The following is a 22,328-nucleotide window of genomic DNA, read 5'->3' on the forward strand; positions in this document are numbered from 1 at the left end:
TGCCCTCTCGATGGATTTGGAGGGCGGACGGTCGTATCACCTGGGCGGAGAGCGCTGCGGGATGGCGGACGTGTGTCAGCTGGTTGGATATGGACGAAGTGGGATGGTCCCCCCGTTGTAGAGAGTTCTATCGTATAGAGGATACTAGCTGTTGCGACGAACGATCGTGGAGCTTCGTTGCTCCGTCATGCCCGGGCGTGTCCCGGACATAAGACTCGGCCTGCCGCATCACGTGGATGGCCGGGACAAGCCAGGACAAGCCCAGCCATGACGACCTGGAGGAAGATGAGCAGAAGCTCCGATCGGATGTTGTTAGGGCGCGATGAATCTACCGACTTGCCTTACACAAGCGAGACCGTCGCCCTATCCGGAAAGGAACCGCTCGGTCTCGTTGCCCACATCTGGCCGCGCCTCTCCCATCCCCTTGTCCCCGCACGATCTTTTCCCCACCCCGGGCTGCCTTTTTCGCCCATCATGCTCTAGAACGAGTCCAACGCCGGTGGCCGCACGCCGCCGGTCAAACTCAACAAGCAAGGCGAGCAGTGGTGGACGCCCTCAGAGTACGGAACGCAGCCGATGTAGAGGAGGTGGTCCGCGCGGCCATCGCCAATGAGCAGCCGCTCGAGGTGATCGGGCATGGGTCGAAGCGCGGGATTGGCCAGGTGACGGCGACCAATGCGGTGCTGGACCTGTCGGCGCTGAGCGCGGTGGTGGCGTATGAGCCGAACGAGCTCATCATCACAGCGCAGGCCGGCGCGCCGCTGGCGGACCTGCTGTCGCTGATCGATTCGAAGAGCCAGCAATTCGCGTTCGATCCGATGGACACCGGGCCGCTGCTCGGCACGGCCGGGCGCGGCACGCTGGGCGGGATGATCGCGGCGGGGCTGGCGGGGCCGCGGCGGATCAGGGCCGGCGGGGTGCGGGATCATCTGCTCGGGGCGCATGCCGTGTCCGGGTTCGGCGAGAGCTTCAAGACCGGCGGCAAGGTGGTGAAGAACGTCACCGGCTACGACCTCTGCAAGCTGCTGGCGGGCTCCTGGGGCACGCTCGCGGTCATGACGGAGGCGACGCTGAAGGTGATGCCGCGGCCGGAGGCCGAGCGCACCCTGGTGCTGCGCGGGCTGGACGACCTCCAGGCCAACCGGGCGATGACGGCGGCGCTGGGCTCGCCGTTCGACGTGTCGGGCGCGGCGCATCTGCCGGCCTCGTCGCTGCGGCCGGAGGTCGAGGGCCTGGGCGCGGTCGGCTCGCCGCGCGAGGCGGTGACGCTGGTCCGGCTCGAGGGCATTACGGCCTCGGCGGCGCATCGCGCGGGATCGCTGACCAAGCTGCTGGCGCCGTTCGGCGCGGCAGAGACCATCGCCGACGACGCCTCGGCGGCGCTGTGGAGCGCGGTGCGCGACGTGCTGCCGTTCGCGGCCCATGGCCAGCTCGGCGCCTGGACGGTGTGGCGGATCGTCTGCCCGCCGGTCTCCGGCGGCGCGCTCGGGCAGGCGCTGGCGCGGCAGAGCGGCGGCGAGGTGATCTATGACTGGGGCGGCGGGCTGATCTGGGCGGCGCTGCCGCCGGCGGCCGATGCCTCGGCCGGCGTGGTCCGCAAGCTCGCCGGGGCCGCGGGCGGCCACGCCACCCTGCTGCGCGCCTTCGACGAGGTGCGCCAGGCGGTCGACGTGTTCCCCCCGCAGCCGCCCGGTGTCGCCGCGCTGGAGGAGCGGGTGCGCGCGTCGTTCGATCCGAAATCCATTCTCAACCGCGGCCGCCTGCGTCGGAGCGTTGCGTCATGAAGACCGAGTTCACCCTGGCGCAGCTCGCCGATCCCGACATCGCGGTCGCCGACAAGATCCTGCGCGCCTGCGTGCATTGCGGCTTCTGCACCGCGACCTGTCCGACCTATGTGCTGCTCGGCGACGAGCTCGACAGCCCGCGCGGCCGCATCTACCTGATCAAGCAGATGCTGGAGAAGGAGCAGGCGCCGACACCGGACGTGGTCAAGCACATCGACCGCTGCCTGTCGTGCCTGTCCTGCATGACGACCTGTCCGTCGGGCGTGCACTACATGCACCTGGTCGACCAGGCGCGGGTGCGGATCGAGGAGACCTATCAGCGGCCGCTGACCGACCGCCTGTTGCGCGCCGTGCTGGCCCATGTGCTGCCGCGGCCGCAGCTGTTTCGGCTGGCGATGACCCTGGCCCGGCTCGGCCGGCCGTTCAAGGCGCTGCTGCCGGCGTCATCGTCATCGACCCCGACGCCGAGCCTGTGGCGGCGGCTGCGGGCGATGCTGGATCTCGCCCCCGCTGCGGCGCTGCCGCCGCCGGGGCCCGCCGGCGGCAGCGTGTTTGCGGCACAGGGCGCGCGGCGCGGCCGCGTCGCGCTGCTGCAGGGCTGCGCGCAGGCCGCGCTGGCGCCGCGAATCAACCAGGCTGCGATCAACGTCCTGACGCGGCACGGCATCGAGGTGGTGCTGGTGAAAGACGAGCAATGCTGCGGTGCGCTCACCCATCACATGGGGCAGGACGACGATGCGATGGCGCGGGCGCGCGCCAATGTCGGCGTGTGGACCGCGGAGGCTGCGCGCGGCGGCCTTGATGCGATCCTGGTGACGACGTCGGGCTGCGGCACCGTCATCAAGGACTACGGCCACATGCTGCGCGAGGATCCGCACTATGCAGCACCTGCAGCAGCCGTCTCGGCGATGGCGAAGGACATCAGCGAGTATCTCGCCGGGCTCGAATTGAAGGTGACGGCGGAGACGCGCGGCCTCAACGTCGCCTATCACTCCGCATGCTCGCTGCAACATGGGCAGAAAATTACGAGCATTCCGAAAGAATTGCTTTCCAAGTCCGGCTTCGTGGTGAAAGATATACCGGAGAGTCATTTGTGTTGCGGTTCGGCGGGGACCTACAACATTCTCCAGCCTGACATCGCGATGAGACTGCGCGATCGCAAGGTCGCCAACATCGCGACCGTCAAGCCGGATGTGATCGCGGCGGGCAATATCGGCTGCATGATGCAGATTGCCAGCGGCACCGGCATCCCCGTCGTCCACACCGTTGAGCTTCTCGACTGGGCGACGGGCGGTCCGCGCCCGGGACTGAATTGAGAGACGGGCGCGTGCGGTCTGCCGGCCCGTCCCGCCGGATGATCGATCGCTCGGCGCAACTGGAGGGTTTCGGATGGCGAAGGACAAGAAAGACAAGAAGGATAAGAAGGACAAAAAGGACAAGAAGAAAGAGGCCAAGCTGATGGCGCAGGCCAAGTCGGCCAAGGGCACGAAGAAGTCCGCCAAGAAGGCGAAGAAGGCTGCCAAGAAGGCCGCCAAGGCGGCGAAGAAGGCCGCGAAGGCTCCGGCCAAGAAGGCCGCGAAGAAGGCCGCCAAGGCGCCGGCCAAGAAGGGCGCCGCCAAGAAGGGGGCTGCGAAGAAGACGGCCGCGAAGAAGGCGCCGGCGAAGAAGGCCGCCAAGTCGGCTTCCAAGGCGCCGGCTGCGCCCAAGAAGGCCGCCAAGAAGCGCGCGCCGAAGAAGGCTGCGCCGGTCGAGACTCCCGAACTGCACGAGGCCGAGACCGCCAGCGAGACCAGCTGGGCGACGCCCGCTGCCGCGGATGCGCACGAGGGTGAGGACGGCACCAACTCCGAGACCTGATCATCCGATCATCGATGCACGGCAACCAGAGGCCGCAGCGCAACGACGCTGCGGCCTCTTTGTCTGTCCGCTGATCTTGTTGTCCGCTGCTCTTGTCGTCCGCTCATCGTCTCCCGCAGCTTCTGCCCGTAAATCCACGGCCGCGCGAATCCGCGGTCCGGCACAGGGACGATTCGATGGTTGCCGGGTCGAAAAGCCCGGGTGCAGCCGGTCCTATCTGCACGCGGCATGGCGCTGCTACACGGAGATTTGTTGTTCAAATGCAACAGGCGCTGACAACCTGCCGTAGTTTTGTCAAAACGCCCAAAAAGGCGGCAGATGCCGCGCTTTTTTGCTTCACCTGCGGCGGTACCCTGTCACAAATTGCGTCCGGATGACGCAGCAGATCCTGTGTGTGCCCTGGGGGGCCGGTCTGGGATCGCTGCTTGAAACTAGGGTGATGGGGATCGTCATGAAGAAGTTGGCTTTGTTGGCAACGGCGCTGGCAATGTTTTCGGGTTCGGCTTCGGCCGCTGACATGGCCGTGAAGGCCCTGAAGGCTCCGCCTGCTCCGGCGTTCGATCCCTGGGACATCGCGTTCGGCGGCGGTATCGTCAGCGACTACGTGTTCCGCGGCGTGACCCAGTCGAACCACAAGCCGTCGGTGACCGCCTATTTCGAGCCGCGCTTCAACGTGAACAAGGACCTCCAGTTCTACGTCGGCGTGTCCGGCGAGAGCATCTCGTTCACCAACCGCGCCGCGGCCGAGATCGACGTGTACGGCGGTATCCGCCCGACCTTCGGCGCCTTCGCCTTCGATATCGGCGTGTGGGGCTACCTGTATCCGGGCGGGACCTGCTTCTACGGCGCGCCGACCGACTTCACCGGCCGCGCCGTCGGTGCGGAGTGCGCCGCGAACGCCCTGCTGAACGGCAACACCATGAAGAAGGACGTCAGCTTCTTCGAAGTCTACGGCAAGGGCACCTACACGGTGAACGACAACTGGGCGTTCGGCGTGACCGAGTTCTACTCACCGAGCTTCCTGAACTCCGGCGCCTGGGGCAACTACACCTCGGCCACCGCCAAGTACACCGCTCCGTCGACCCTGTTCGGTTCGAGCGGCGTCGGCATGTATGTGTCGGGTGAGTTTGGCCGCCAGTGGTTCGGAAAGACCGACAGCTTCTACGGCACGCCCGCCTTCCCGACCGGCATCCACTACGCCGACTACAACACCTGGAACATCGGCGTGGGCTTCACCTACAAGGTCTTCACGCTGGATCTGCGTTACTCCGACACCAACCTGTCGAAGGGCGATTGCAGCGTCTTCACCGGCGCGTTCAACGCGGCGGCCGGCACGACCACCGTCACCGGCAACAACCCGCTCGGCGCAAGCTCCAACTGGTGCGGCGCCACCGGTATCGCCAAGCTGTCGTTCGACCTGACCGCGATGACCAACCTGAAGTAATCATCGCCAGGGCGGATCGAATCTTTAGGAGGGCGGCAGAGCAATCTGCCGCCCTTTGCTTTTGCGCGGATGCCGCCGCACGGCGCCCTCTCCAGGCCGCGGATGCCGGGCGCGGGGGGCGGGACACCGCACGCCTCGTCATGGTCCGGGCTGTCGCAGCCGCCCCGGCCGTCCTGCGACGGAGGCCGGACACGCCTGTGTTCACGGTCCCCCGCAATGTCCGACCGGGCGGGCTGCTACTCCGCCCCGCCCGCGGGGGCGTCGGCCGCCTGAGCCGTCGGCCGCAGCGCGAACCGGTCGCCGTCGCGAATCAGCTCGACCTTGCGGTCATGGAGCTCGTGCAGGGTCGAGCGGTGGCCGATCGAGACCACGGTGGTCTGCGGCAGCCGCTCCGCGACCACCCGGTACAGCCGGGCCTCGCTCGGCTCGTCCAGCGACGCCGTCGCCTCGTCCAGGAACAGGAACTGCGGCGCGTGCAGCAGCGCGCGCGCGATGCCGAGCCGCTGCTGCTCGCCGAGCGACAGCATCCGGTTCCAGTGGCCGTCCTCCTCCAGCCGATCCGCCAGCTGCGGCAGGCCGACCGCGGCGAGCGCGTCCTTGATCTTGTCGGCCCCGAACGCCTCCGCCGCCGCCGGATAGACGATGGCGGCCTTCAGCGTGCCGATCGGGAAATACGGCCGCTGCGGCAGCATCATCAGCTTGGCGTGGCCAGGCACGCTGATCGCGCCGCTGCCGAACGGCCAGACGCCGGCGATGGCGCGGAACAGCGTCGACTTGCCGGCGCCGGACGGGCCGGTCAGCAGGGTGCGCTCGCTGCTTTTGATGCTGAAGCCGTCGGCCGCGATCAGCGGCAGGCCGTTCGGCAGCTTCAACAGCAGCTGGGCGAGCTCGATGCTGTCGCCGGCATGGCTGACGACGTCGATCGTCTGCGGCTCCTCGGCCATCCTGGCGGCGTTCGCGATCGACATCTCGAACCCGTCGAGACGGGCGACGGTCGAGCGCCATTCGGCCAGCGTGCTGTAGGTATTCACGAAAAAGGACAGCGCCCGCTGCACGCTCGAGAACGCCGATGCCGTCTGCATCATGCCGCCGAGCTGGACCTTCTTGGCGAAATAGGCCGGCGCGACGATGACGTAGGGAAAGATCGTCGCGACCTGCGAATAGCCGCTCGTCACGGCGGTCAGCCGCTTGGTCCGGCTCATGATCTGGTACCAGTTCTGCACCACGCGGCCGTACCGGGTCGAGAGCAGGCCATGCTCGGCGGTCTCACCGCGCAGCAGCGCGATCTGCTCGGAGTTCTCGCGGACGCGCACCAGGTTGAAGCGGAAATCCGCCTCGAAGCGCTGCTGCTCGAACCTCAGGTTCACCAATGGCGAGCCGATCCAATGCGTCAGCGCAGTGCCGGCGATCGCATAGAGCAGGGCCGCCCAGACCAGATAGCCCGGGATGTTGTACTCCATGCCGAACAGCGTCAGCGGCGCCGCTTCCGACAGGCCCCAGAGGATGACCACGAAGGAAGCGAGCGTCACGATCGAGCTGAGCAGATTGACCGTGATGCTGAGGGTCTGCTCGACGAACTGCTTCACGTCGTCGGACATGCGCTGGTCGGGGTTGTCGGCCGCGTCGCCCTTGAGCTGCATCCGGTAGTGATTGGCGTGATCGAGCCAGTGCCGCATATAGGTCTCGGTCAGCCACCGCCGCCAGCGGATCTGCAGCCATTGTTGAAGATAGAGCTGGTAGATCGCGAGCACGATGAAGGTGGTCGCGAGCACGGCGAAGACGCCGATCTCCCAGATGAAGCTGCTCCAATTGTATTCCTGCAGCGCGTTATAGAACCGGTTCTGCCACTGGTTCACCAGCACGTCGATCGCGACCAGGGCGAGCTCGATGGCGATCACGGCCGCGAGCAGCACGCGGCCGGCGACCTTGTCCTCGGAGCGGAAGTAGGGAATGGCGATCCGCCAGACGATGGCGAGGGTCGAGCGCAAATTGTTCACAGAGGGGCTTGCTCCTGAGAGAAGGGCTTAACAGGTTGACGTGGAACGAGAATTCCGTACCCTTCGGCGCCTGTCTAGACGAAAGTCGTAAGGTGCCCGGCGACCATCGGCCTGTCCGTCGGCTGTGGCAAACCGTAGCATGCTGCATACAAGAGGCATCGCGGCCGCTGCCAGATTTCGCGAGAATTTGAGCAGAGTGGGGCGTTGCCGCGTTCGTGATCTGGTTTTCGGGCCGGCCGATCCGGCCCGGCCGCCGGTGGGGACAGGCCTGATCCGCCATGACGGACCGGGTCCAACAACAAGAATTGGGGGGAGACGTCACGATGTGGAATCAAATCTACGATCCGTTGGGGAGCCCGGCGCTGTCGACGCTGGCCGCTGCCGTGCCCGTGGTGACGCTGCTGGTGCTGATCGCCAGCGGCAAGGTGAAGGCGCACATCGCCGCGATCATCGCGGTCGTGCTCACCAACATCATCACGATCTTCGTCTTCACGATGCCGGCCAACATGTCGATCCGCGCGACGGTGCTGGGCGTCGTCACCGGCTTCTTCCCGATCGGCTGGATCGTGCTGAACGTCATCTTCCTCTACCAGGTGACGGTCTCGACCGGCCGCTTCGAGCTGCTCAAGCGCGCGATCGGCGGCGTCACCGAGGACCGACGGCTGCAGCTCCTGCTGGTCGCGTTCTCCTTCGGCGCCTTCTTCGAGGGCGCCTCCGGCTTCGGCACCCCCGTCGCGATCACCGGCGCCGTGCTGATCGGTCTCGGCTTCTCGCCGCTCGCCGCCTCCGGCCTGTCGCTGATCGCCAACACTGCGCCGGTCGCCTATGGCGCGCTCGGCACGCCGATCCAGGGCCTCGCCTCGGTCACCGGCCTCGACCCCTACATCCTCGGCGCGATGGTCGGCCGGCAGCTGCCGGTGTTCTCGCTGATCGTGCCGTTCTGGGTGATCTGGGCGTTCGCCGGCTGGAAGGGCATGAAGGACATCTGGCCCGCGATCCTGGTGACCGGCGTCTCGTTCGCGGTGCCGCAGTTCCTGATCTCGAACTACGTCAACCCGTGGATCGTCGACATCGGCGCCTCGCTGATCTCGATGGGCGCGCTGATCCTGTTCCTGCGGGTGTGGCAGCCGAAGCAGCTGTGGCTCTCCCCGGCGCTGCGCGGCCGCGACGAATCGGCCGCCACGATGGCGGCGGCGAAGCCGCTCGACCGCACGCCGTTGACGCAGGCCGAGCTGTGGGGCGCGCTGCTGCCCTGGATCATCGTCTGCATCATCATGCTGATCTGGGGTAACGGCGCCTTCAAGAGCTGGGCGAACTCGATCTTCACCTGGAGCTATCCGGTGCCCGAGCTCGACAAGCTGATCAACAAGATGCCGCCGGTGGCCGCGAAGCCGACGCCGGAGGGCGCGGTGTTCTCTTTCACCTATCTGACCTTCACCGGCACCGGCATGCTGATCGCGGCGATCATCTCCGGCTTCCTGATGGGCGTCGGACCGGGCAAGCTGATCGCCGAATATGGCCGCACCATCCGGCTCTGCGCGATCTCGCTGATCACGATCTCGGCGATGCTGGCGATCGGCACGCTGACGCGCCTCTCCGGCGTCGACGCCACGCTCGGTCTCGCCTTCGCCGCGACCGGCGTGCTCTATCCCTTCTTCGGCACCTTGCTCGGCTGGCTGGGTGTGGCGCTGACGGGATCGGACACCGCCTCCAACGTGCTGTTCGGCAATCTGCAGAAGATCACCTCCGAGCAGCTCGGCCTGTCGCCGATCCTGATGGGGGCGGCCAACTCCTCGGGCGGCGTGATGGGCAAGATGATCGACGCGCAATCGATCGTGGTCGCCTCGACCGCCACCAACTGGTACGGCCACGAGAGCTCGATCCTGCGTTACGTCTTCCTGCACTCGATCGTGCTGGCCTGTCTGGTCGGCCTGTTCGTGACCCTGCAGGCCTATGTCTATCCGTTCACCGCGATGGTGCTGAAGTAGCACCACACACGCGACAAAAACCCCGCGCCGCAACCGCGGCGCGGGGTTTGCTATGTTTGGACCACATTTCTGCGGGAGCCGTGCTGGCGGCCATCCGGCCGATCGCCTACAAGGCGGACCCCATGCGCGATGATCTGTCGAGAGGAACGATGCGAGTTGTGAAGCGAGCCATGACGCGATCCGTGACGCGAACCATGGCCGGCGTGGTTGCAAGCCTGTTGATATCGGGTGTGCCCTTGGCCGCCGCGTCGGCAGAGGAGTTTCCGTTCGGCATGGAGATGACGCTCGACGCGCTGCCGCAAGCAGGCTCCAAGCGGGTGCCGGATCTCGACATCGGCGAGAATGGCGACACCGTGCTTGAGCTCTGGTGCAAGGGCGGCAAGGGCCAGTTCTCGGTGGCCGGCAACACCGTCGTGTTCATCGCAGGCACCATCGAGGACCGCAACTGTCCTGCGGCGCGTGCCCAGGCCGATGACGAACTGATCGCCGCGCTGAGCGCGGTCACCAACTGGAAGCGCCAGGGCGATCTGATCACCTTCATCGGACCGAAGACGCTGCGCTTCCGGCTGAATACGAATTGAGCCGAGACAAGAGCGTCCAGCTCAAATTGTGCGCTTTTCTCTCTCAACGTCGTCATGGCCGCGCTTGTCCGGCCATCCACGTCGTCGACATCCTGAGAAGGGCGTGGATGCCCGGGTCAAGCCCGGGCATGACGGCGTAACGAACTGGAAGTCTCGTTCGTCGGGACGGGCCCTATTCCCACATGCCGGCGACCATGTCCCTCAAGTCATCCTCGAGGCGATGGTGATACTGGGTTCGCGACGTCTGCCGTCGTGACCTGCTTACTTCCACACCGAGTTGTCGGCGTCCCAGCGCTTGGCCTTGAAGACCTTCGCCAGTTCGTCGATGGCGCCGCCATCGTCGCGGGTGTCGCTTTCCTCATCGCCCGAGGACTCGTCCGACAGGATCAGCTTGGCGGCGGAGCTCTCGTCGATGGTGCTCGTCGTCGGGCTGCTGATCCACAGGATCAGCGCATCCGCACCGCCCGGCTTATCGGGCGAGACGAGGCCGGTGACCTCGATGACATCGGTCAGCTCCAGCGAGGGCATCAGCTGGCTCGGCCGCTTCAAGGTCAGCTTCAGCTTGCCGGTCACCGGGTTCCAGACCGCACTCGCCGGCTTGGCGTTATAGGTCTTGGCCAGCACGTCGGAGATGGTGTTCGCCAGCTTGTCGCGGTTGATCTTGTCGCCGTCGCGCCAGTCGGCGGCCGCGAAGCGGATGGTGCGATCCATTTCCACGGTGCCTGCGGTCCAGCCGGCCGTGACGACGCCGGTCGTGGCGCGGGCCTTGGCGATCAGGGCGCCGGCGCGTTCGGGGTCGACCGTCATGCTGACGGTCTGTTCGCCCGCGCGCAGCGCATCGCAGCTCACGACCAGGCTGGACAGCGAGACCTCGACGTTCTCGCCTTTCAGGCTCTTCAGGAAGTCGGCGACCGCGTCGAGCTTGAGGCGAACGGACACGGCCTCCGGCGAAACATCGGTGAAGTCCTTCGGCTGCGCGGTGATGCCGTCGTCGTTCGACTGGCTTTCCTGGAACTCCTTCTCGCTGACATCGGCGTTGTCGGTCGACGCCACTTCGGTCACCGTCTTGCCGATGACGATCTGGCCGCGGAACTCGAAATTGTCGCCGGTCGGCTTGCGCGTCAGCTTCACCGTCACCGGCTCCTTGGCGCCGTTGCTCTGGGTCGCGCCGGTCAGGGTCTGGCCATTGACGGTGAGGTTGACGACGAAACGGTCCTTGCGGTCGGAGTTCTTGGCAACGGGATAGCAGACGTCGAGCGTGGCCGCAGTGACGGTCTTGCCCTGGCGCGTCTCCTTCAGGATCACGTCGGCATTGCCGTCCATCAGGCCGTCGAGGGCGGTGAAGTAGCGAACCTCGTTGGCGGGGGCCTTGGTGCCGCTCTTGCTCTGGGCCCAACCGAGTTCCGGCGCGGCCGCTGCAATCACGGCCAGCGCCACCAAAATCGCGCGCATCTGAAAATCCTTGTGGGAGCGGAATCGGCGCTAGCTGTAGCGCCAAACTGCCATCACTGCACCCCCACTTCGACACTCGGCCAAAAAGAAGGCCGCCCGGAGGCGGCCTTCGTGACGGTGTGGTGATGGAGGCTCGGGACTGGGCCTGGCTCAGAAGCCCATGCCGCCCATGCCACCCATGCCGCCGCCGGCCGGCATCGCCGGGGCCGCGTCCTTCGGCAGTTCGGCGACCATCGCCTCGGTGGTGACCAGGAGGCCGGCGACCGACGAGGCGTCCTGCAGCGCGGTGCGGACCACCTTGGCCGGGTCGATGATGCCCTTGGCGACCATGTCGACATAGTCCTCGGTCTGGGCGTCGAAGCCGAAGGTCTCGGACTTCTCCTCCAGGATCTTGCCGACCACGATCGAGCCTTCGACGCCGGCGTTCTCGGCGATCTGGCGCATCGGAGCCTCGAGCGCCTTCAGCACGATGTTGATGCCGGCCTGGACGTCCGAGTTCGGGTTGGTGATCCGGCCGACCGCCTTCTTGGCGCGCAGCAGCGCCACGCCGCCGCCGGGGACGATGCCTTCCTGCACCGCGGCGCGGGTCGCGTTGAGGGCGTCCTCGACGCGGTCCTTCTTCTCCTTGACCTCGACCTCGGTCGCGCCGCCGACGCGGATCACCGCGACGCCGCCCGCGAGCTTGGCGAGACGCTCCTGCAGCTTCTCACGGTCGTAGTCCGAGGTGGTCTCCTCGATCTGCGCCTTGATCTGGCCGACGCGCGCCTCGATGTCGGCCTTCTTGCCGGCGCCGTTGACGATCGTGGTGTTCTCCTTGTCGATCACGACCTTCTTGGCGCGGCCGAGCATCTTCACCGTGACGTTCTCGAGCTTCATGCCGAGGTCGTCCGAGATCAGCTGACCGCCGGTCAGGATCGCGATGTCCTCGAGCATGGCCTTGCGGCGGTCACCGAAGCCCGGCGCCTTGACGGCGGCGACCTTCAGGCCGCCACGCAGGCGGTTGACGACCAGCGTGGCCAGCGCCTCGCCCTCGACGTCCTCGGCGATGATCAAGAGCGGACGGCCCGACTGCACGACGGCTTCGAGCACCGGCAGCATGGCCTGGAGGCCCGACAGCTTCTTCTCGTGCAAGAGCACGTAGACGTCGTCGAGCTCGGCGGTCATCTTCTCGGCGTTGGTGACGAAGTACGGCGAGAGGTAGCCGCGGTCGAACTTCATGCCTTCGACGATGTCGACCTCGGTCTCGAGCGACTTGTTCTCCTCGACCGTGATGACGCCCTCGTTGCCGACCTTCTGCATCGCCTGGGCGATCATCTTGCCGATCGCGGCGTCGCCGTTGGCGGAGATGGTGCCGACCTGGGCGACCTCGGCGGAGGAGGCGACCGGCTTGGCGCGCTTCTCGATGTCCTTGATGACGGCGGCGACAGCGGTGTCGATGCCGCGCTTGAGGTCCATCGGGTTCATGCCGGCGGCAACCGCCTTGGCGCCCTCGCGGACGATGGCCTGGGCCAGCACGGTCGCGGTGGTGGTGCCGTCACCGGCGAGATCGTTGGTCTTGGACGCGACCTCGCGCAGCATCTGCGCGCCCATGTTCTCGAACTTGTCCTCGAGCTCGATCTCCTTGGCGACGGTGACGCCGTCCTTGGTGATGCGCGGAGCGCCGAAGCTCTTCTCGATGACGACGTTGCGGCCCTTCGGGCCGAGCGTCACCTTGACGGCGTTGGCGAGAATGTCGACGCCGCGCAGCATGCGGTCGCGCGCGTCGCCGGAGAATTTGACGTCCTTGGCTGCCATGTGAATCTCTCCTGAGAATGGACCTCGACGGTCAGCGGCGTGATCGCCCGTCTGTCACCGGATCGAGGTTGAAAAGCGCTGGTCGCCCGGGGCGGCTCAAGGCCGCCCAGAGCTGTTCGGATCACGCGGTTCGGATCAGGCGACGACGCCCATGATGTCGGACTCCTTCATGATGAGGAGTTCCTCGCCGTCCAGCTTGACCTCGGTGCCGGACCACTTGCCGAACAGCACGCGGTCGCCGACCTTGACGTCGATCGGGATCAGCTTGCCGCTCTCGTCGCGGCCGCCCGGGCCGACGGCGACGACCTCGCCCTGCGAGGGCTTTTCCTTGGCGGAGTCGGGGATGATGATGCCGCCCTTGGTCTTCTCTTCGGCGTCGATGCGCTTAACCACGACGCGATCATGCAGGGGACGAAACTTCGATTTGGCCATGACGGATCCCTTTGCGGGTGCTTTGGTAGAGGTTGCTGTCGGAGGAATCTGAATGCGGCCACAATTGACGCCCAACTGGGCCTCCAACCGGCGCGCAGCTTTAGCAATCGTGCCCTCCGAGTGCTAAAGACCGCTGCCGGAAATATGGCTTGGCGCTGTTCCTGTCAAGCAAAGGCCGGCGGTTAAGCCCTTGTTCAGGCTGTTAAGGGGATGTTGAACCGGGCCAGACATGTTAGTGGAGCGGCGCCGTCGTCCGACGTCGTTGCTCTGACGCGCGTTTTGCGCTTGGTTGCCGGACGGGGCAGCCACGATTTTGTTCCTTAAGGGGATGCCATGACGAGTTCACGGTGCGCGCGGTCGATCGCCAATCTCGGTGTCGCGTCGGCGCTCACGATGCTTCTGGGAGCGTGCACGGGCTTCAGCCTGTCGCCGTCGACTCCCATGCAGTCCGAGGCGCCCGTCGAGCCGGAGGTGCCGTCGACGATCCGTCCCGAGGATCTCGTCGGCAAATGGGGCCTGGCCGCCTATAACAATCCCAATGACCGCGCGCGCACCGAGAAGATGGCGCTGGCGCAGTGCAAGCAGCCCTACACGATCGGGCAGGGAACATCCGGCGGCGTGATCATGCACCTCGCCGACCAGGCCACCCCGCAGGAGCTGCGGCTGAAGGGGTCCGCCGGCGGCAAGAACTATATCGGTCCCGCCGGCCCCCCTGGCGGCGAGCAGGATCGCGAGGTCATCTCGTTCGACGGACGGGTGCTGATCACCCGCTTCGTCGACAAGGATGCGGCCACCCGATACCAGACCATGGTCTATGTCCGCTGCGGACCGCGCGCCTGAGATCGGCACGCGCATCGAGAGGCGACGATACGAACGAAAAACGCCGGCTGACCGCCGGCGTTTTTGTTTGGCGTGAAGGCCGATCGCGGCTCAGTTGAACATCGCGTCGATATCGTCCTGCGAGGCGTGGCCGACATCGCCTTCCGCCTTCGGGCCGTTCAGCAGCCTGGCGTCGCCCTCGCGGGTATCGACGATCGGCGGCACATGCGCCTTGATCGCGTCGACGCCGCCCCAGATGTCCATCATCACCACGATGTGGTGCTCGATGAACTTCATGGTGGTCATGACCTTGTTGATGCGCTGGCCGGTCAGGTCCTGGAAGTTGCAGGCCTCGAAGATCGAGACCACGCGCTCCTGGATCTCCTCGCTGAGGATCTTCTGCTGGTCGGCCGAGTCGACCTTGCCGAGCGCGCTCGCGGCGTTGTCGATCGCCTCCGCGGCTTCGAGGATCTGCTGGGTCGCCTGCTCGGTGCCGCCGACGACCGCGCCGAGCTCGCCATTGACCTTGGCCATCTCCTCGCCGTTGAAGCTCTTGGCATGGAGGGTCGCGATCTCGCCCTTGGTGCGGTTGATCGCGTCATGAATCAGGTCGAGCTCGACCTTGAGCTTCTCGCACTGCTCGATCTGCGCGCGATAGGTCTCGAGCAGGGCGCGCGCCTCGGCGACTTCGCGTTGCGCGGATTCCTCGATGGCGGCATTCGTCGTGCTGTGTCCGCCGCCGCCGCGAATGGCGTTAGCCATCTGGGCGCGGATCGCACGGAGCTCGTCCATGATTTCCTTGTGGTTGGGGCCGATCTCGCCGCCCACGAAGTCGGGCTCCGGCATATGGCCGACGATTGCTTCTTCGATACGGAAACGCTTGCGAACCGGCATGAGAGTATCCCTGACCTTTTACTGAGCACAGTTCTACGCGGAGGCATTTAACATCGCGTTCACGCCAGGAACCGCGCATCACGCAACGCCCGCGTGCGCTGTCAGGAGCGGTTAACCATGCCGCTTTGGCCTTCACGCAAAAGTAACGCTAGCCATCAAAACCGCGGTCATCGGCGGCAATGGTGAATCCCGACGGGGCCTGTGTTTACCAAAGCGATCGGGTTTTGCTCTTTATTGACGATAAGCGGCGGCCGCATGGCCTCGCGCGACGACCAGTCTCCAGACGAAACAGTACAGAGTACGTCGATGTTCAGATCATTCTCCACAGCGCTGCTGGCCGGCGCATGCATCTTCTATTCGGGTCTGGATCAGGCCATGGCCCAGGGCTTTCAGCAGCCGACGGTGATCTATAGCGGCCCGTCGCAGAGCGCGCCGGTGCGCACGGCCTATGTCGAGCGCTCGCGAATGGGCGGCGGCTTCATCGAATTCCTGTTCGGCGACCCGCAGGGCGGACGCGGTGCTCCGCCGCCGGCACAGCCGATGTATCAGCAGCAGCCGTCCTATTACGGGGCGCAGCCGTCGATGCCGGGCAGCGCGCCGCAGCAGGGCTATCCGGACGAGGAAGCGTATGAGCAGACGCAGCGCCCGCTCGATCCGAAATACGAGAAACAGGTCGTTGACTATGACGGCAAAGAAAGGCCGGGCACGATCGTCATCGATACACCTAACAAGTTTCTCTATCTGGTTCAGGGCGAAGGCCGCGCATTGCGCTATGGCATCGGCGTCGGCCGTCCCGGTTTCACCTGGTCGGGCGTCAAGACGATCTCGGCGAAGCGCGAATGGCCGGACTGGACGCCGCCGGCGGAGATGCTGGCGCGCCGGCCGGACCTGCCGCGCCACATGGAGGGCGGCCCGCAAAACCCGCTCGGCGCCCGCGCGATGTATCTGGGCTCCTCGCTCTATCGCATCCACGGCTCCAACGAGCCGTGGACGATCGGGACCAACGTGTCGTCGGGCTGCATCCGCATGCGCAACGAGGACGTCATCGACCTCTACACGCGTGTCAACGTCGGCACCCGGGTCATCGTGCTGTAACCGCGATCGTTCCGCCGATCAGATGCAAAAGGCCGCCCGGACGGGCGGCCTTTTTCCATTCGGGTTGGGCTCGAGACGGCACGCTCGTCAGGCGTAGTCACTGCCACCGTCGTCATCGCCGCCATAGCCGTCGTCGGCATCGAAATCGGCGGCGTCGTTGTCGTTGCCGCTGTCGTCATAGTTCGCCTGATCGAACAGGCCGGCGCGGCCGCCGGCGTCACCGGAGCGGCCGATGTCGTCGAGGCCGGCATCGCGCGCCAGCGAGCCGCTGGACGCGTCACCGCCCCATGGACTGGCGCCGCCGCCGCGTTCCTCGATGATCGTGGTGTCGCCGAACGCCTGGTGCGAGCCGCCGCCCATCATCGAGCGGATGCCGCCGAGCAGCAGCGAGCCGCCGACCATGCCGGCCGCCGCGGCCGCTGCCGTGCCCAGGAACGAGCCGCCTCCGCCGCCAAAGACGCCGCCGCGCGGCTGGCCGAAGCCGCCCTGGTCATAGGGACCGCCCTGGCCGGGATAACCGGGCTGGCCCTGGTAGCCGGGAGGCATGGCCTGACCGCTGTTCCAGACCGGCCGGCTGGTGGACGGCGGCGGCACGGGCGGGACCGAGCCGCGGTTGCCGCTGGATCCGAAGATGCTGTCGCGCATCGAATCCAGGAAGCTGCCGGACTGCGCCTGCGGCGCGCTTTGCGCATGCTGCAGCTCCTCGATCCGGGCATTGGCGCGCTTCAAGGCTTCGTCCTGCACCAGCACGGTCTGCACCAGCGCATAGACGGCGTTGGGGGCCTGCTGCAGTCCTCGGGCGATGGCGGCGGCGGCCTCCGGATCACGCGGCGCACTCTCCAGCTTGGCAAGCCGGTCGAACAGGTCGTCGATGAGTTGGCGTTCTTGCGGTGTCATGTGCTTCTCCTGCCGCTTGCCGGTTCCGGCTCAGCGCGGCCAAGATTTAGGGGACCTTTGTGGTGCGGCTAGTCGGGCTGCGGATTAAATTTCCGTATGCGACAGAACGTCTGCGGGGCTTGCGAATCGCTGTCGATCTCCACGCCGCCCGACTGGAGGGAGAAACGCGGTTAGCCGGCTTTTTGTTCGGTCTGGCGCGCGAAAGATCGGTTCAGGCCAGCGTCACCTTGCGACGCTCCAGCAGGCCGGGAAACTGCTCGCCGGCGAGATAGGCATGCTCATGCTCGCGCTGCACGGTCAGCGGATCGAGCTCGATCAGGACGTCGTCGACGAAGCCGGGATGGCACATGACGAGCCCGTGTTCGGGCAGGGCGTCCAGGAAGCCGTCCATCAGCGAACCGAAATCGGCGGCCTTGGTGAAGTCGTAGGCGCCGGCGAACGCGGGGTTGAAGGTGATGGCGGCGCGCGCGGCGTGGCGGCGGAATTGCGCGCTCAGCACGTCGAGCAGCAGCGCCTTCGGCGCGCCCAGCCGCTGCATCAGCGGCGCATTCCGGCCGCCCTGGCGGACCCAGGCCGACGGCGCGGCCTCCTTCACGGCGGCCAGGAAACCCTCGCGCACCTGCGGATAGAGCTGGGCGTGCTGATGGCCGTCGACGAAATCCGGGGCGCGGCCGAACAGCTCGCCGAACGCGGCGAGCTGAACCGCCACCTCGGCGCGGATCATCTCGGGGTCGAGCCGGCGCAGCAGCCCGGCGCGCAGCAGCTTGGGGAAGGGCAGGAACATGCCGCCCTCGGCGGGGCGGAAATGCATGGTCAGCGGCCGGAACGGCGCGGTCAGCGTGACGTGCAGGCCGATCGCGCAGCGCGGGCTGTCGGCCGCGACCTTGGTCAGCTCCGTCACCTCGTCGCGCCCGATCGCCGCGCCGACGGTCATCACCGATGTCGCGTTCAGGCGGCCGCGCGCGATCAGGTCGCGGATCGCGCGGTTGACGCCGGGACTGAGGCCGTAGTCATCGGCGCACAGCCAGATGCGCCGGTGCGGCGCCTCGCTCATTCGGCGGCGTTCCGTTCGGTGCCGTCGCTGCGGGCGTCGAGCGTGGCGCGCTTCTCGCTGTGCTCGGCGACGAAGTAGATCGGCCGTGCCTTCAGCTCGGACAGGATCTTGCCGATATATTCGCCCATGATGCCGATCATGATCAGCTGCACGCCGCCGATCGTCATCAGGCCGACCATCAGCGAGGGATAGCCGGGCACCGACTTTCCGGTGGTGAAGGTCTCCCACAGGATCGACAGTCCGAACAGGAACGCGGCCGAGGCGAGCAGGATTCCGAGCAGGCTGGCGAAGCGCAGTGGCGCGACCGAGAACGAGGTGAGGCCCTCGATCGACAGGCCGAGCAGGCTGGTGACGTTGAAGGTCGTGACGCCGTGCGCGCGCGCCGCCGGCTCGTAGTCGACGCGGATCTGGCGGAAGCCGATCCAGCTCGCGAGGCCCTTGAAGAAGCGGTTGCGCTCCGGCAGCTGGCGCAGTGCCGCCACCGCGCGCGGCGACAGCAGGCGGAAGTCGCCGGCATCCTCCGGAATCTTCTGCCGCGCGCCCCAATTGATCAGCGCGTAGAAGCCGTGCACGGCGACGCGGCGCAGGAACGGCTCGTTGTCGCGATGCGCCTTCGCGGTGTAGACGACGTCGTAGCCGTCCTTGATCCAATGCGTGACGAGCTGCTCGACCAGCGCCGGCGGATGCTGCCCATCGCCATCCATGAACAGCACGGCGCCGCGGCGGGCATGGTCGAGGCCGGCCATCAGCGCCGCCTCCTTGCCGAAATTGCGCGACAGCGACACGACCTGGACGTCGAGCGCATCGGCCTGCAAGGTGCGGGCGATCGCGAGCGTGTTGTCGCGGCTGCCGTCGTCGACATAGACGAGCTCGCAGGCGAGCCCGAAGCGCTGCCGCAGGGTGCGGGCGAGCGTGTTCAAGCGCTCGTGCAGCGCCGTCAGTCCCGCGCCCTCGTTGTAGACGGGGATAACGATCGACAGGCCCTGCGACGCGGCGTCGGCCGCGGTCGTGGTCAGGTCGGACACGTCAGTTCCCAGCATTGCTCAGATCCTCGTTCGCCCGCCAACATATGGTAGCTGCCGCTGCCTGTCGCTACGATGAACGGCGATTTATGATCGCAGGAAGGCTTCGAGGCGGGCAAACAGCGGATTCTCGCGGTCGAGCACGTAGTCGAGCGAGGCGACCGACACCGTCTCCGCGCCATGGGCGCGGAGGAAGCTGCCGAGCGCGTAGATCTGCGCCGGCGGGCAGTGCAGGGTCAGCATGCCCGACGAGGTCGGGCCTCCGAACGGCGCGACGACGCCGAAGCGGTTGTGCGCCTCGGTCAGCATTGCTGCGTCGCACCCTTTGAAGCGGGTGCGGACCTCGCGGTATTTGCTGGCGCGGGCGCGGGCGTGGATGTGGTCGAGGATGATCCGGGCGCTCTCGCGCGGGCCATCCGACCAGTCGGCGTCGCGCGAGGCGACGAGATTGGCCTGGCTGCGCAGGATGACGCCGTCGTCGAGCACCTTCAGGCCGTTGGCGACCAGCGTGGAGCCGGTTGAGGTGATGTCGACGATCAGCTCGGCGGTGCCGACGGCGGGTGCGCCCTCGGTGGCGCCGGCGCTCTCGACGATGCGATAGTCGACGATGCCGTGATGCGCGAAGAAGCCGCGCGTCAGGTTGATGTATTTGGTGGCGACGCGCATGCGGCGATTGTGCTGGGCGCGGAAGCCGGTGGCGACGTCGTCGAGATCGGCCATGGTGCGGACGTCGATCCAGGCCTGCGGCACTGCGACCACGACATTGGCGCCGCCGAAGCCGAGCGTGTCGATCAGCAGCACGCGCTTGTCGGCGTCGGTGATTTCCTCGCGCACCAGGTCCTCGCCGGTGACGCCGAGATGCACGGTGCCGCGCGCCAGTTGCGATGCGATCTCGCTCGCAGAGAGATAGGCGATCTCGACATTGTCGAGCCCGGAGATCGTGCCGCGATAGTCGCGTGCGCCGCCGGGCTTCGACAGGTTCAGCCCGGCGCGGCCGAAGAACGCTTCCGCATTCTCCTGCAGGCGGCCCTTGGAGGGAACGGCGAGGACGAGGGGGCCGCTCATGATGCTCTCCCGCGCGGGCTGTGGCTCGCGGCGCTCGACTGGGCCAGGCGCTCGATCCAGATCGAGAAGCCGACGGCCGGAATGGACGAGGCGGCGCCGAGCTGGCTCAGCAGGCCGTCATAGCGGCCGCCGGCGACCAGCGGCTCGTCGCCATTGCCGGGGTGATGCAGCTCGAACTCGAAGCCGGTGTAGTAGTCGAGGCCGCGGCCGAACGCGGTGGCGAAGCGCACCTTGGTCAGGTCGATGCCGCGCTGGGCCATGAAGCCGGCGCGCGCCTCCAGCGCGTCGATCGCGGCTGCAATGTCGAGCCTGGCGTCGGCCGCGAGCGCACGGAGCTGCTGGACGGCTTCGGTCGGAGTGCCGGCGATGACGAGGAAGCGCTTGATCAGGTCGAGGGCGTGGCGCGGCAGGGCGCCGCTCTTCAGGGTGGATTGCTCCAGGAACCGGTCGGCGATCTCCGCGACCGTGCGGCCGCCGACGGCGCTGGCGCCGGCGATCGACATCAGGTCGGTGACGAGGGCGAGCGCGGCCTTGCGGTCGGAGCCGGCCAGCGCCGCGAGCACGCCCTCATATTCGTTGCGCGGCGCCAACTCGGCGATCGCGAGCCGCTCCAGGTCCTGGGCCAGCGTCCGCTTGCGGTTGAAGTCCTTGAGCAGCCTGCGCCGCCAGACCGGATAGAGATCGAGCGCGTCGATCAGGGCTGCGAACAGCGCGACGTCGCCGGTGTGGATCTCGACCTCGCTGAGACCGGCCGCGGCTGTCGCCTCGATCGCCAGCGCCAGCATCTCGGCATCGGCGGCAGGACGATCCTGGCGTCCGAAGGATTCGATGCCGGCCTGCAGGAACTCGCTGGGGCGGCCGTCACGGTAACGAAACACCGGGCCGAGATAGCTGAACCCGGCCGGCTGTCCGGAGCGCGGCGACGCCAGATAGTCGCGGGCGACGGGAATGGTCAGGTCGGGACGCAGGCAGAGTTCCTCGCCGCCGCCATCCGTCGTCAGATACAGGCTCTTGCGAATGTCCTCGCCGGAGAGGTCGAGGAACGGCTCGGCCGGCTGCAGGATCGCCGGCTCGGCGCGGGCATAGCCGGCCTCGGCGAAGGACTGCAGCAGCGTGTCCGCCCGCGCGGCGGGTCCGGTCGGAGCGGGTCCGGTCATGTCAATCTTGGTTCCAAACAGGGAGTCGTGCCGCCCGGAGGGCGGCGGCAGCCCCTTAGCACGCTCATGGCGCGGTTTCGACACCGAATGGTCGCCGCGCGCGACAATCGCCGGCGGGCCTTAACGGCCTTGGCCGTGCCAATCCCCCAGGGTCGCCTGCAGCAGGGCCAGCGCCGCCACCCCCGCGGTATCGGCCCGGAGGATGCGTGGCCCGAGCGCCAGCCTGACCAGTTGCGGCTGCCGCAGCAGGAGCTCGCGCTCCTCGGCGGCGAAGCCGCCTTCGGGGCCGATCAGGAGATCGATGCCGGCATGCGCGCCGGCGCCGCGCAGCGCCTGCACGGGATCGGCGACGTCGGCCGCCTCGTCGCAGAACACCAGCAGGCGCGAAGCCTGCCGCTCGCGCAGGAAGCGCTCCAGCGGCACCGGGTCCCTGACCTCGGCGAGGCTGAGGATGCCGCATTGCTCGGCCGCCTCGATCACATTGGCGCGCATGCGCTCGCCGTTGATCCGCGACACCTGGGTGTGGCGCGTGACGACCGGCTGCAGCACGGCCGCGCCCATCTCGACCGCCTTCTGCGCGATGTAGTCCAGCCGCGCGTGCTTCAGCGGCGCAAACACGTAGGCGATGTCGGGGAGCCGGTCCTGCGGCCGGAGGCGCTGCTGGACGGTCAGCAGGTCCGCCCGCTTGCGGCCGGCGATCGTGGCCTGCCATTCGCCGTCGCGGCCGTTGAACACCAGCACCCGGTCGCCGGCGCCGAGGCGCAGCACGTTGCCGAGATAGTTGCTCTGGTTGCGATCCAGTGCGACGGCGCCGCCCTCCAGCAGCGGGGCGTCGACGTACAGGCGCGGGGCGTTGGAGTCGTAGTCGGGCATGGCGCGGCGAGTGTGAGGTCAGTGACGTTGCTTATCGAACCGGGCCCCGGACGGAAAGCCGGAGCCTGGTGGCTGCGTGCATCGGCGATGGCCCGTTTTGGCCGTGCTGTCGACAGATTTTAC

Annotated in this window: 19 protein-coding genes; 8 read left to right on the top strand and 11 right to left on the bottom strand. The window is 67.0% G+C overall.

Going from position 1 to position 22,328, the window contains the following annotated elements:
- Positions 1–545: 545 nt before the first annotated feature.
- The 4 genes from BRAS3809_RS06945 to BRAS3809_RS06960 all read left to right on the top strand — a co-directional run bounded on the left by BRAS3809_RS06945 (position 546) and on the right by BRAS3809_RS06960 (position 5,085).
- Complete coding sequence (locus BRAS3809_RS06945) at positions 546–1,784, top strand: FAD-binding protein (protein WP_008961378.1); 1,239 nt, start codon at positions 546–548, stop codon at positions 1,782–1,784.
- Positions 1,781–3,100 carry a glycolate oxidase subunit GlcF gene (gene glcF / locus BRAS3809_RS06950; RefSeq protein WP_008961379.1) on the top strand — a complete coding sequence of 440 codons (1,320 nt, stop codon included), beginning with the start codon at positions 1,781–1,783 and terminating at the stop codon, positions 3,098–3,100. Before BRAS3809_RS06945 ends, glcF begins: the two co-directional genes overlap by 4 nt.
- 73 nt (positions 3,101–3,173) lie before the next feature.
- Positions 3,174–3,641: a hypothetical protein gene (locus BRAS3809_RS06955; RefSeq protein ID WP_008961380.1), complete on the top strand. Its 468-nt coding sequence runs from the start codon at positions 3,174–3,176 to the stop codon at positions 3,639–3,641.
- 451 nt (positions 3,642–4,092) lie between these two features.
- Complete coding sequence (locus tag BRAS3809_RS06960) at positions 4,093–5,085, top strand: TorF family putative porin (protein ID WP_008961381.1); 993 nt, start codon at positions 4,093–4,095, stop codon at positions 5,083–5,085.
- 236 nt (positions 5,086–5,321) lie between these two features.
- Here the strand turns inward: BRAS3809_RS06960 and BRAS3809_RS06965 are convergent, their stop codons facing one another.
- On the bottom strand, positions 5,322–7,082 hold the full coding sequence (locus BRAS3809_RS06965) for an ABC transporter ATP-binding protein/permease (protein WP_008961382.1): 1,761 nt from the start codon (positions 7,080–7,082) through the stop codon (positions 5,322–5,324).
- Between the two features lie 323 nt (positions 7,083–7,405).
- On the opposite strand from BRAS3809_RS06965, the gene BRAS3809_RS06970 reads away from it, so the two are divergent.
- Positions 7,406–9,070 carry an L-lactate permease gene (locus BRAS3809_RS06970; protein ID WP_008961383.1) on the top strand — a complete coding sequence of 555 codons (1,665 nt, stop codon included), beginning with the start codon at positions 7,406–7,408 and terminating at the stop codon, positions 9,068–9,070.
- 170 nt (positions 9,071–9,240) lie between these two features.
- Positions 9,241–9,651, top strand: a complete 411-nt coding sequence (locus BRAS3809_RS06975) for an META domain-containing protein (RefSeq protein WP_240535614.1) — start codon at positions 9,241–9,243, stop codon at positions 9,649–9,651.
- 261 nt (positions 9,652–9,912) lie between these two features.
- On the opposite strand, the gene BRAS3809_RS06980 is transcribed toward BRAS3809_RS06975, so the two are convergent.
- The 3 genes from BRAS3809_RS06980 to groES form a co-directional block, all read right to left on the bottom strand.
- On the bottom strand, positions 9,913–11,103 hold the full coding sequence (locus BRAS3809_RS06980; RefSeq protein ID WP_008961385.1) for a hypothetical protein: 1,191 nt from the start codon (positions 11,101–11,103) through the stop codon (positions 9,913–9,915).
- A 150-nt stretch (positions 11,104–11,253) separates the two neighbouring features.
- On the bottom strand, positions 11,254–12,897 hold the full coding sequence (gene groL, locus BRAS3809_RS06985; protein ID WP_008961386.1) for a chaperonin GroEL: 1,644 nt from the start codon (positions 12,895–12,897) through the stop codon (positions 11,254–11,256).
- A gap of 135 nt (positions 12,898–13,032) precedes the next feature.
- Positions 13,033–13,329 (bottom strand): co-chaperone GroES, encoded by a 297-nt coding sequence (gene groES / locus BRAS3809_RS06990; protein ID WP_008961387.1) that lies wholly within the window; start codon positions 13,327–13,329, stop codon positions 13,033–13,035.
- Between the two features lie 333 nt (positions 13,330–13,662).
- Between groES and BRAS3809_RS06995 the strand changes: the two genes are divergently transcribed.
- Positions 13,663–14,169, top strand: coding sequence for a hypothetical protein (locus BRAS3809_RS06995; RefSeq protein ID WP_008961388.1), 507 nt, complete (start codon positions 13,663–13,665; stop codon positions 14,167–14,169).
- A 90-nt stretch (positions 14,170–14,259) separates the two neighbouring features.
- Here the strand turns inward: BRAS3809_RS06995 and BRAS3809_RS07000 are convergent, their stop codons facing one another.
- A complete protein-coding gene (locus BRAS3809_RS07000) occupies positions 14,260–15,042 on the bottom strand; it encodes a protein phosphatase CheZ (protein WP_008961389.1) in 783 nt (260 codons plus the stop codon).
- 306 nt (positions 15,043–15,348) lie between these two features.
- Between BRAS3809_RS07000 and BRAS3809_RS07005 the strand changes: the two genes are divergently transcribed.
- The gene (locus tag BRAS3809_RS07005) at positions 15,349–16,137 is read left to right on the top strand and encodes a L,D-transpeptidase (RefSeq protein WP_008961390.1); all 789 of its coding nucleotides are present in this window, start codon (positions 15,349–15,351) and stop codon (positions 16,135–16,137) included.
- Positions 16,138–16,224: 87 nt separating this feature from the next.
- Here BRAS3809_RS07005 and BRAS3809_RS07010 read toward each other — a convergent pair whose 3' ends face one another.
- The 6 genes from BRAS3809_RS07010 to BRAS3809_RS07035 form a co-directional block, all read right to left on the bottom strand.
- On the bottom strand, positions 16,225–17,034 hold the full coding sequence (locus BRAS3809_RS07010; protein WP_008961391.1) for a DUF2076 domain-containing protein: 810 nt from the start codon (positions 17,032–17,034) through the stop codon (positions 16,225–16,227).
- Between the two features lie 211 nt (positions 17,035–17,245).
- Positions 17,246–18,088, bottom strand: coding sequence for a ChbG/HpnK family deacetylase (locus BRAS3809_RS07015; RefSeq protein ID WP_008961392.1), 843 nt, complete (start codon positions 18,086–18,088; stop codon positions 17,246–17,248).
- Complete coding sequence (locus BRAS3809_RS07020) at positions 18,085–19,128, bottom strand: glycosyltransferase family 2 protein (protein WP_008961393.1); 1,044 nt, start codon at positions 19,126–19,128, stop codon at positions 18,085–18,087. The genes BRAS3809_RS07015 and BRAS3809_RS07020 overlap by 4 nt, the downstream gene beginning before the upstream one ends.
- Positions 19,129–19,197: 69 nt before the next feature.
- Positions 19,198–20,175 carry an ATP phosphoribosyltransferase gene (gene hisG / locus BRAS3809_RS07025; RefSeq protein WP_008961394.1) on the bottom strand — a complete coding sequence of 326 codons (978 nt, stop codon included), beginning with the start codon at positions 20,173–20,175 and terminating at the stop codon, positions 19,198–19,200.
- On the bottom strand, positions 20,172–21,332 hold the full coding sequence (locus tag BRAS3809_RS07030; protein ID WP_008961395.1) for an ATP phosphoribosyltransferase regulatory subunit: 1,161 nt from the start codon (positions 21,330–21,332) through the stop codon (positions 20,172–20,174). Before BRAS3809_RS07030 ends, hisG begins: the two co-directional genes overlap by 4 nt.
- Before the next feature lie 120 nt (positions 21,333–21,452).
- Positions 21,453–22,205 carry a 16S rRNA (uracil(1498)-N(3))-methyltransferase gene (locus BRAS3809_RS07035; protein WP_008961396.1) on the bottom strand — a complete coding sequence of 251 codons (753 nt, stop codon included), beginning with the start codon at positions 22,203–22,205 and terminating at the stop codon, positions 21,453–21,455.
- Positions 22,206–22,328: the final 123 nt, after the last annotated feature.

It is taken from the genome of Bradyrhizobium sp. STM 3809, assembly GCF_000239795.1.
Taxonomy (GTDB): domain Bacteria; phylum Pseudomonadota; class Alphaproteobacteria; order Rhizobiales; family Xanthobacteraceae; genus Bradyrhizobium.

Excerpts from the sequence above, each read along its gene's own strand:
- glcF (WP_008961379.1), top strand. The coding sequence starts at position 1,781 with ATGAAGACCGAGTTCACCCTGGCGCAGCTCGCCGATCCCGACATCGCG.
- BRAS3809_RS06955 (WP_008961380.1), top strand. The coding sequence starts at position 3,174 with ATGGCGAAGGACAAGAAAGACAAGAAGGATAAGAAGGACAAAAAGGAC.
- BRAS3809_RS06960 (WP_008961381.1), top strand. The coding sequence starts at position 4,093 with ATGAAGAAGTTGGCTTTGTTGGCAACGGCGCTGGCAATGTTTTCGGGT.
- BRAS3809_RS06970 (WP_008961383.1), top strand. The coding sequence starts at position 7,406 with ATGTGGAATCAAATCTACGATCCGTTGGGGAGCCCGGCGCTGTCGACG.
- BRAS3809_RS06975 (WP_240535614.1), top strand. The coding sequence starts at position 9,241 with ATGACGCGATCCGTGACGCGAACCATGGCCGGCGTGGTTGCAAGCCTG.
- BRAS3809_RS06980 (WP_008961385.1), bottom strand. The coding sequence starts at position 11,103 with ATGCGCGCGATTTTGGTGGCGCTGGCCGTGATTGCAGCGGCCGCGCCG.
- groL (WP_008961386.1), bottom strand. The coding sequence starts at position 12,897 with ATGGCAGCCAAGGACGTCAAATTCTCCGGCGACGCGCGCGACCGCATG.
- groES (WP_008961387.1), bottom strand. The coding sequence starts at position 13,329 with ATGGCCAAATCGAAGTTTCGTCCCCTGCATGATCGCGTCGTGGTTAAG.
- BRAS3809_RS06995 (WP_008961388.1), top strand. The coding sequence starts at position 13,663 with ATGACGAGTTCACGGTGCGCGCGGTCGATCGCCAATCTCGGTGTCGCG.
- BRAS3809_RS07000 (WP_008961389.1), bottom strand. The coding sequence starts at position 15,042 with ATGCCGGTTCGCAAGCGTTTCCGTATCGAAGAAGCAATCGTCGGCCAT.
- BRAS3809_RS07005 (WP_008961390.1), top strand. The coding sequence starts at position 15,349 with ATGTTCAGATCATTCTCCACAGCGCTGCTGGCCGGCGCATGCATCTTC.
- BRAS3809_RS07010 (WP_008961391.1), bottom strand. The coding sequence starts at position 17,034 with ATGACACCGCAAGAACGCCAACTCATCGACGACCTGTTCGACCGGCTT.
- BRAS3809_RS07015 (WP_008961392.1), bottom strand. The coding sequence starts at position 18,088 with ATGAGCGAGGCGCCGCACCGGCGCATCTGGCTGTGCGCCGATGACTAC.
- BRAS3809_RS07020 (WP_008961393.1), bottom strand. The coding sequence starts at position 19,128 with ATGCTGGGAACTGACGTGTCCGACCTGACCACGACCGCGGCCGACGCC.
- hisG (WP_008961394.1), bottom strand. The coding sequence starts at position 20,175 with ATGAGCGGCCCCCTCGTCCTCGCCGTTCCCTCCAAGGGCCGCCTGCAG.
- BRAS3809_RS07030 (WP_008961395.1), bottom strand. The coding sequence starts at position 21,332 with ATGACCGGACCCGCTCCGACCGGACCCGCCGCGCGGGCGGACACGCTG.
- BRAS3809_RS07035 (WP_008961396.1), bottom strand. The coding sequence starts at position 22,205 with ATGCCCGACTACGACTCCAACGCCCCGCGCCTGTACGTCGACGCCCCG.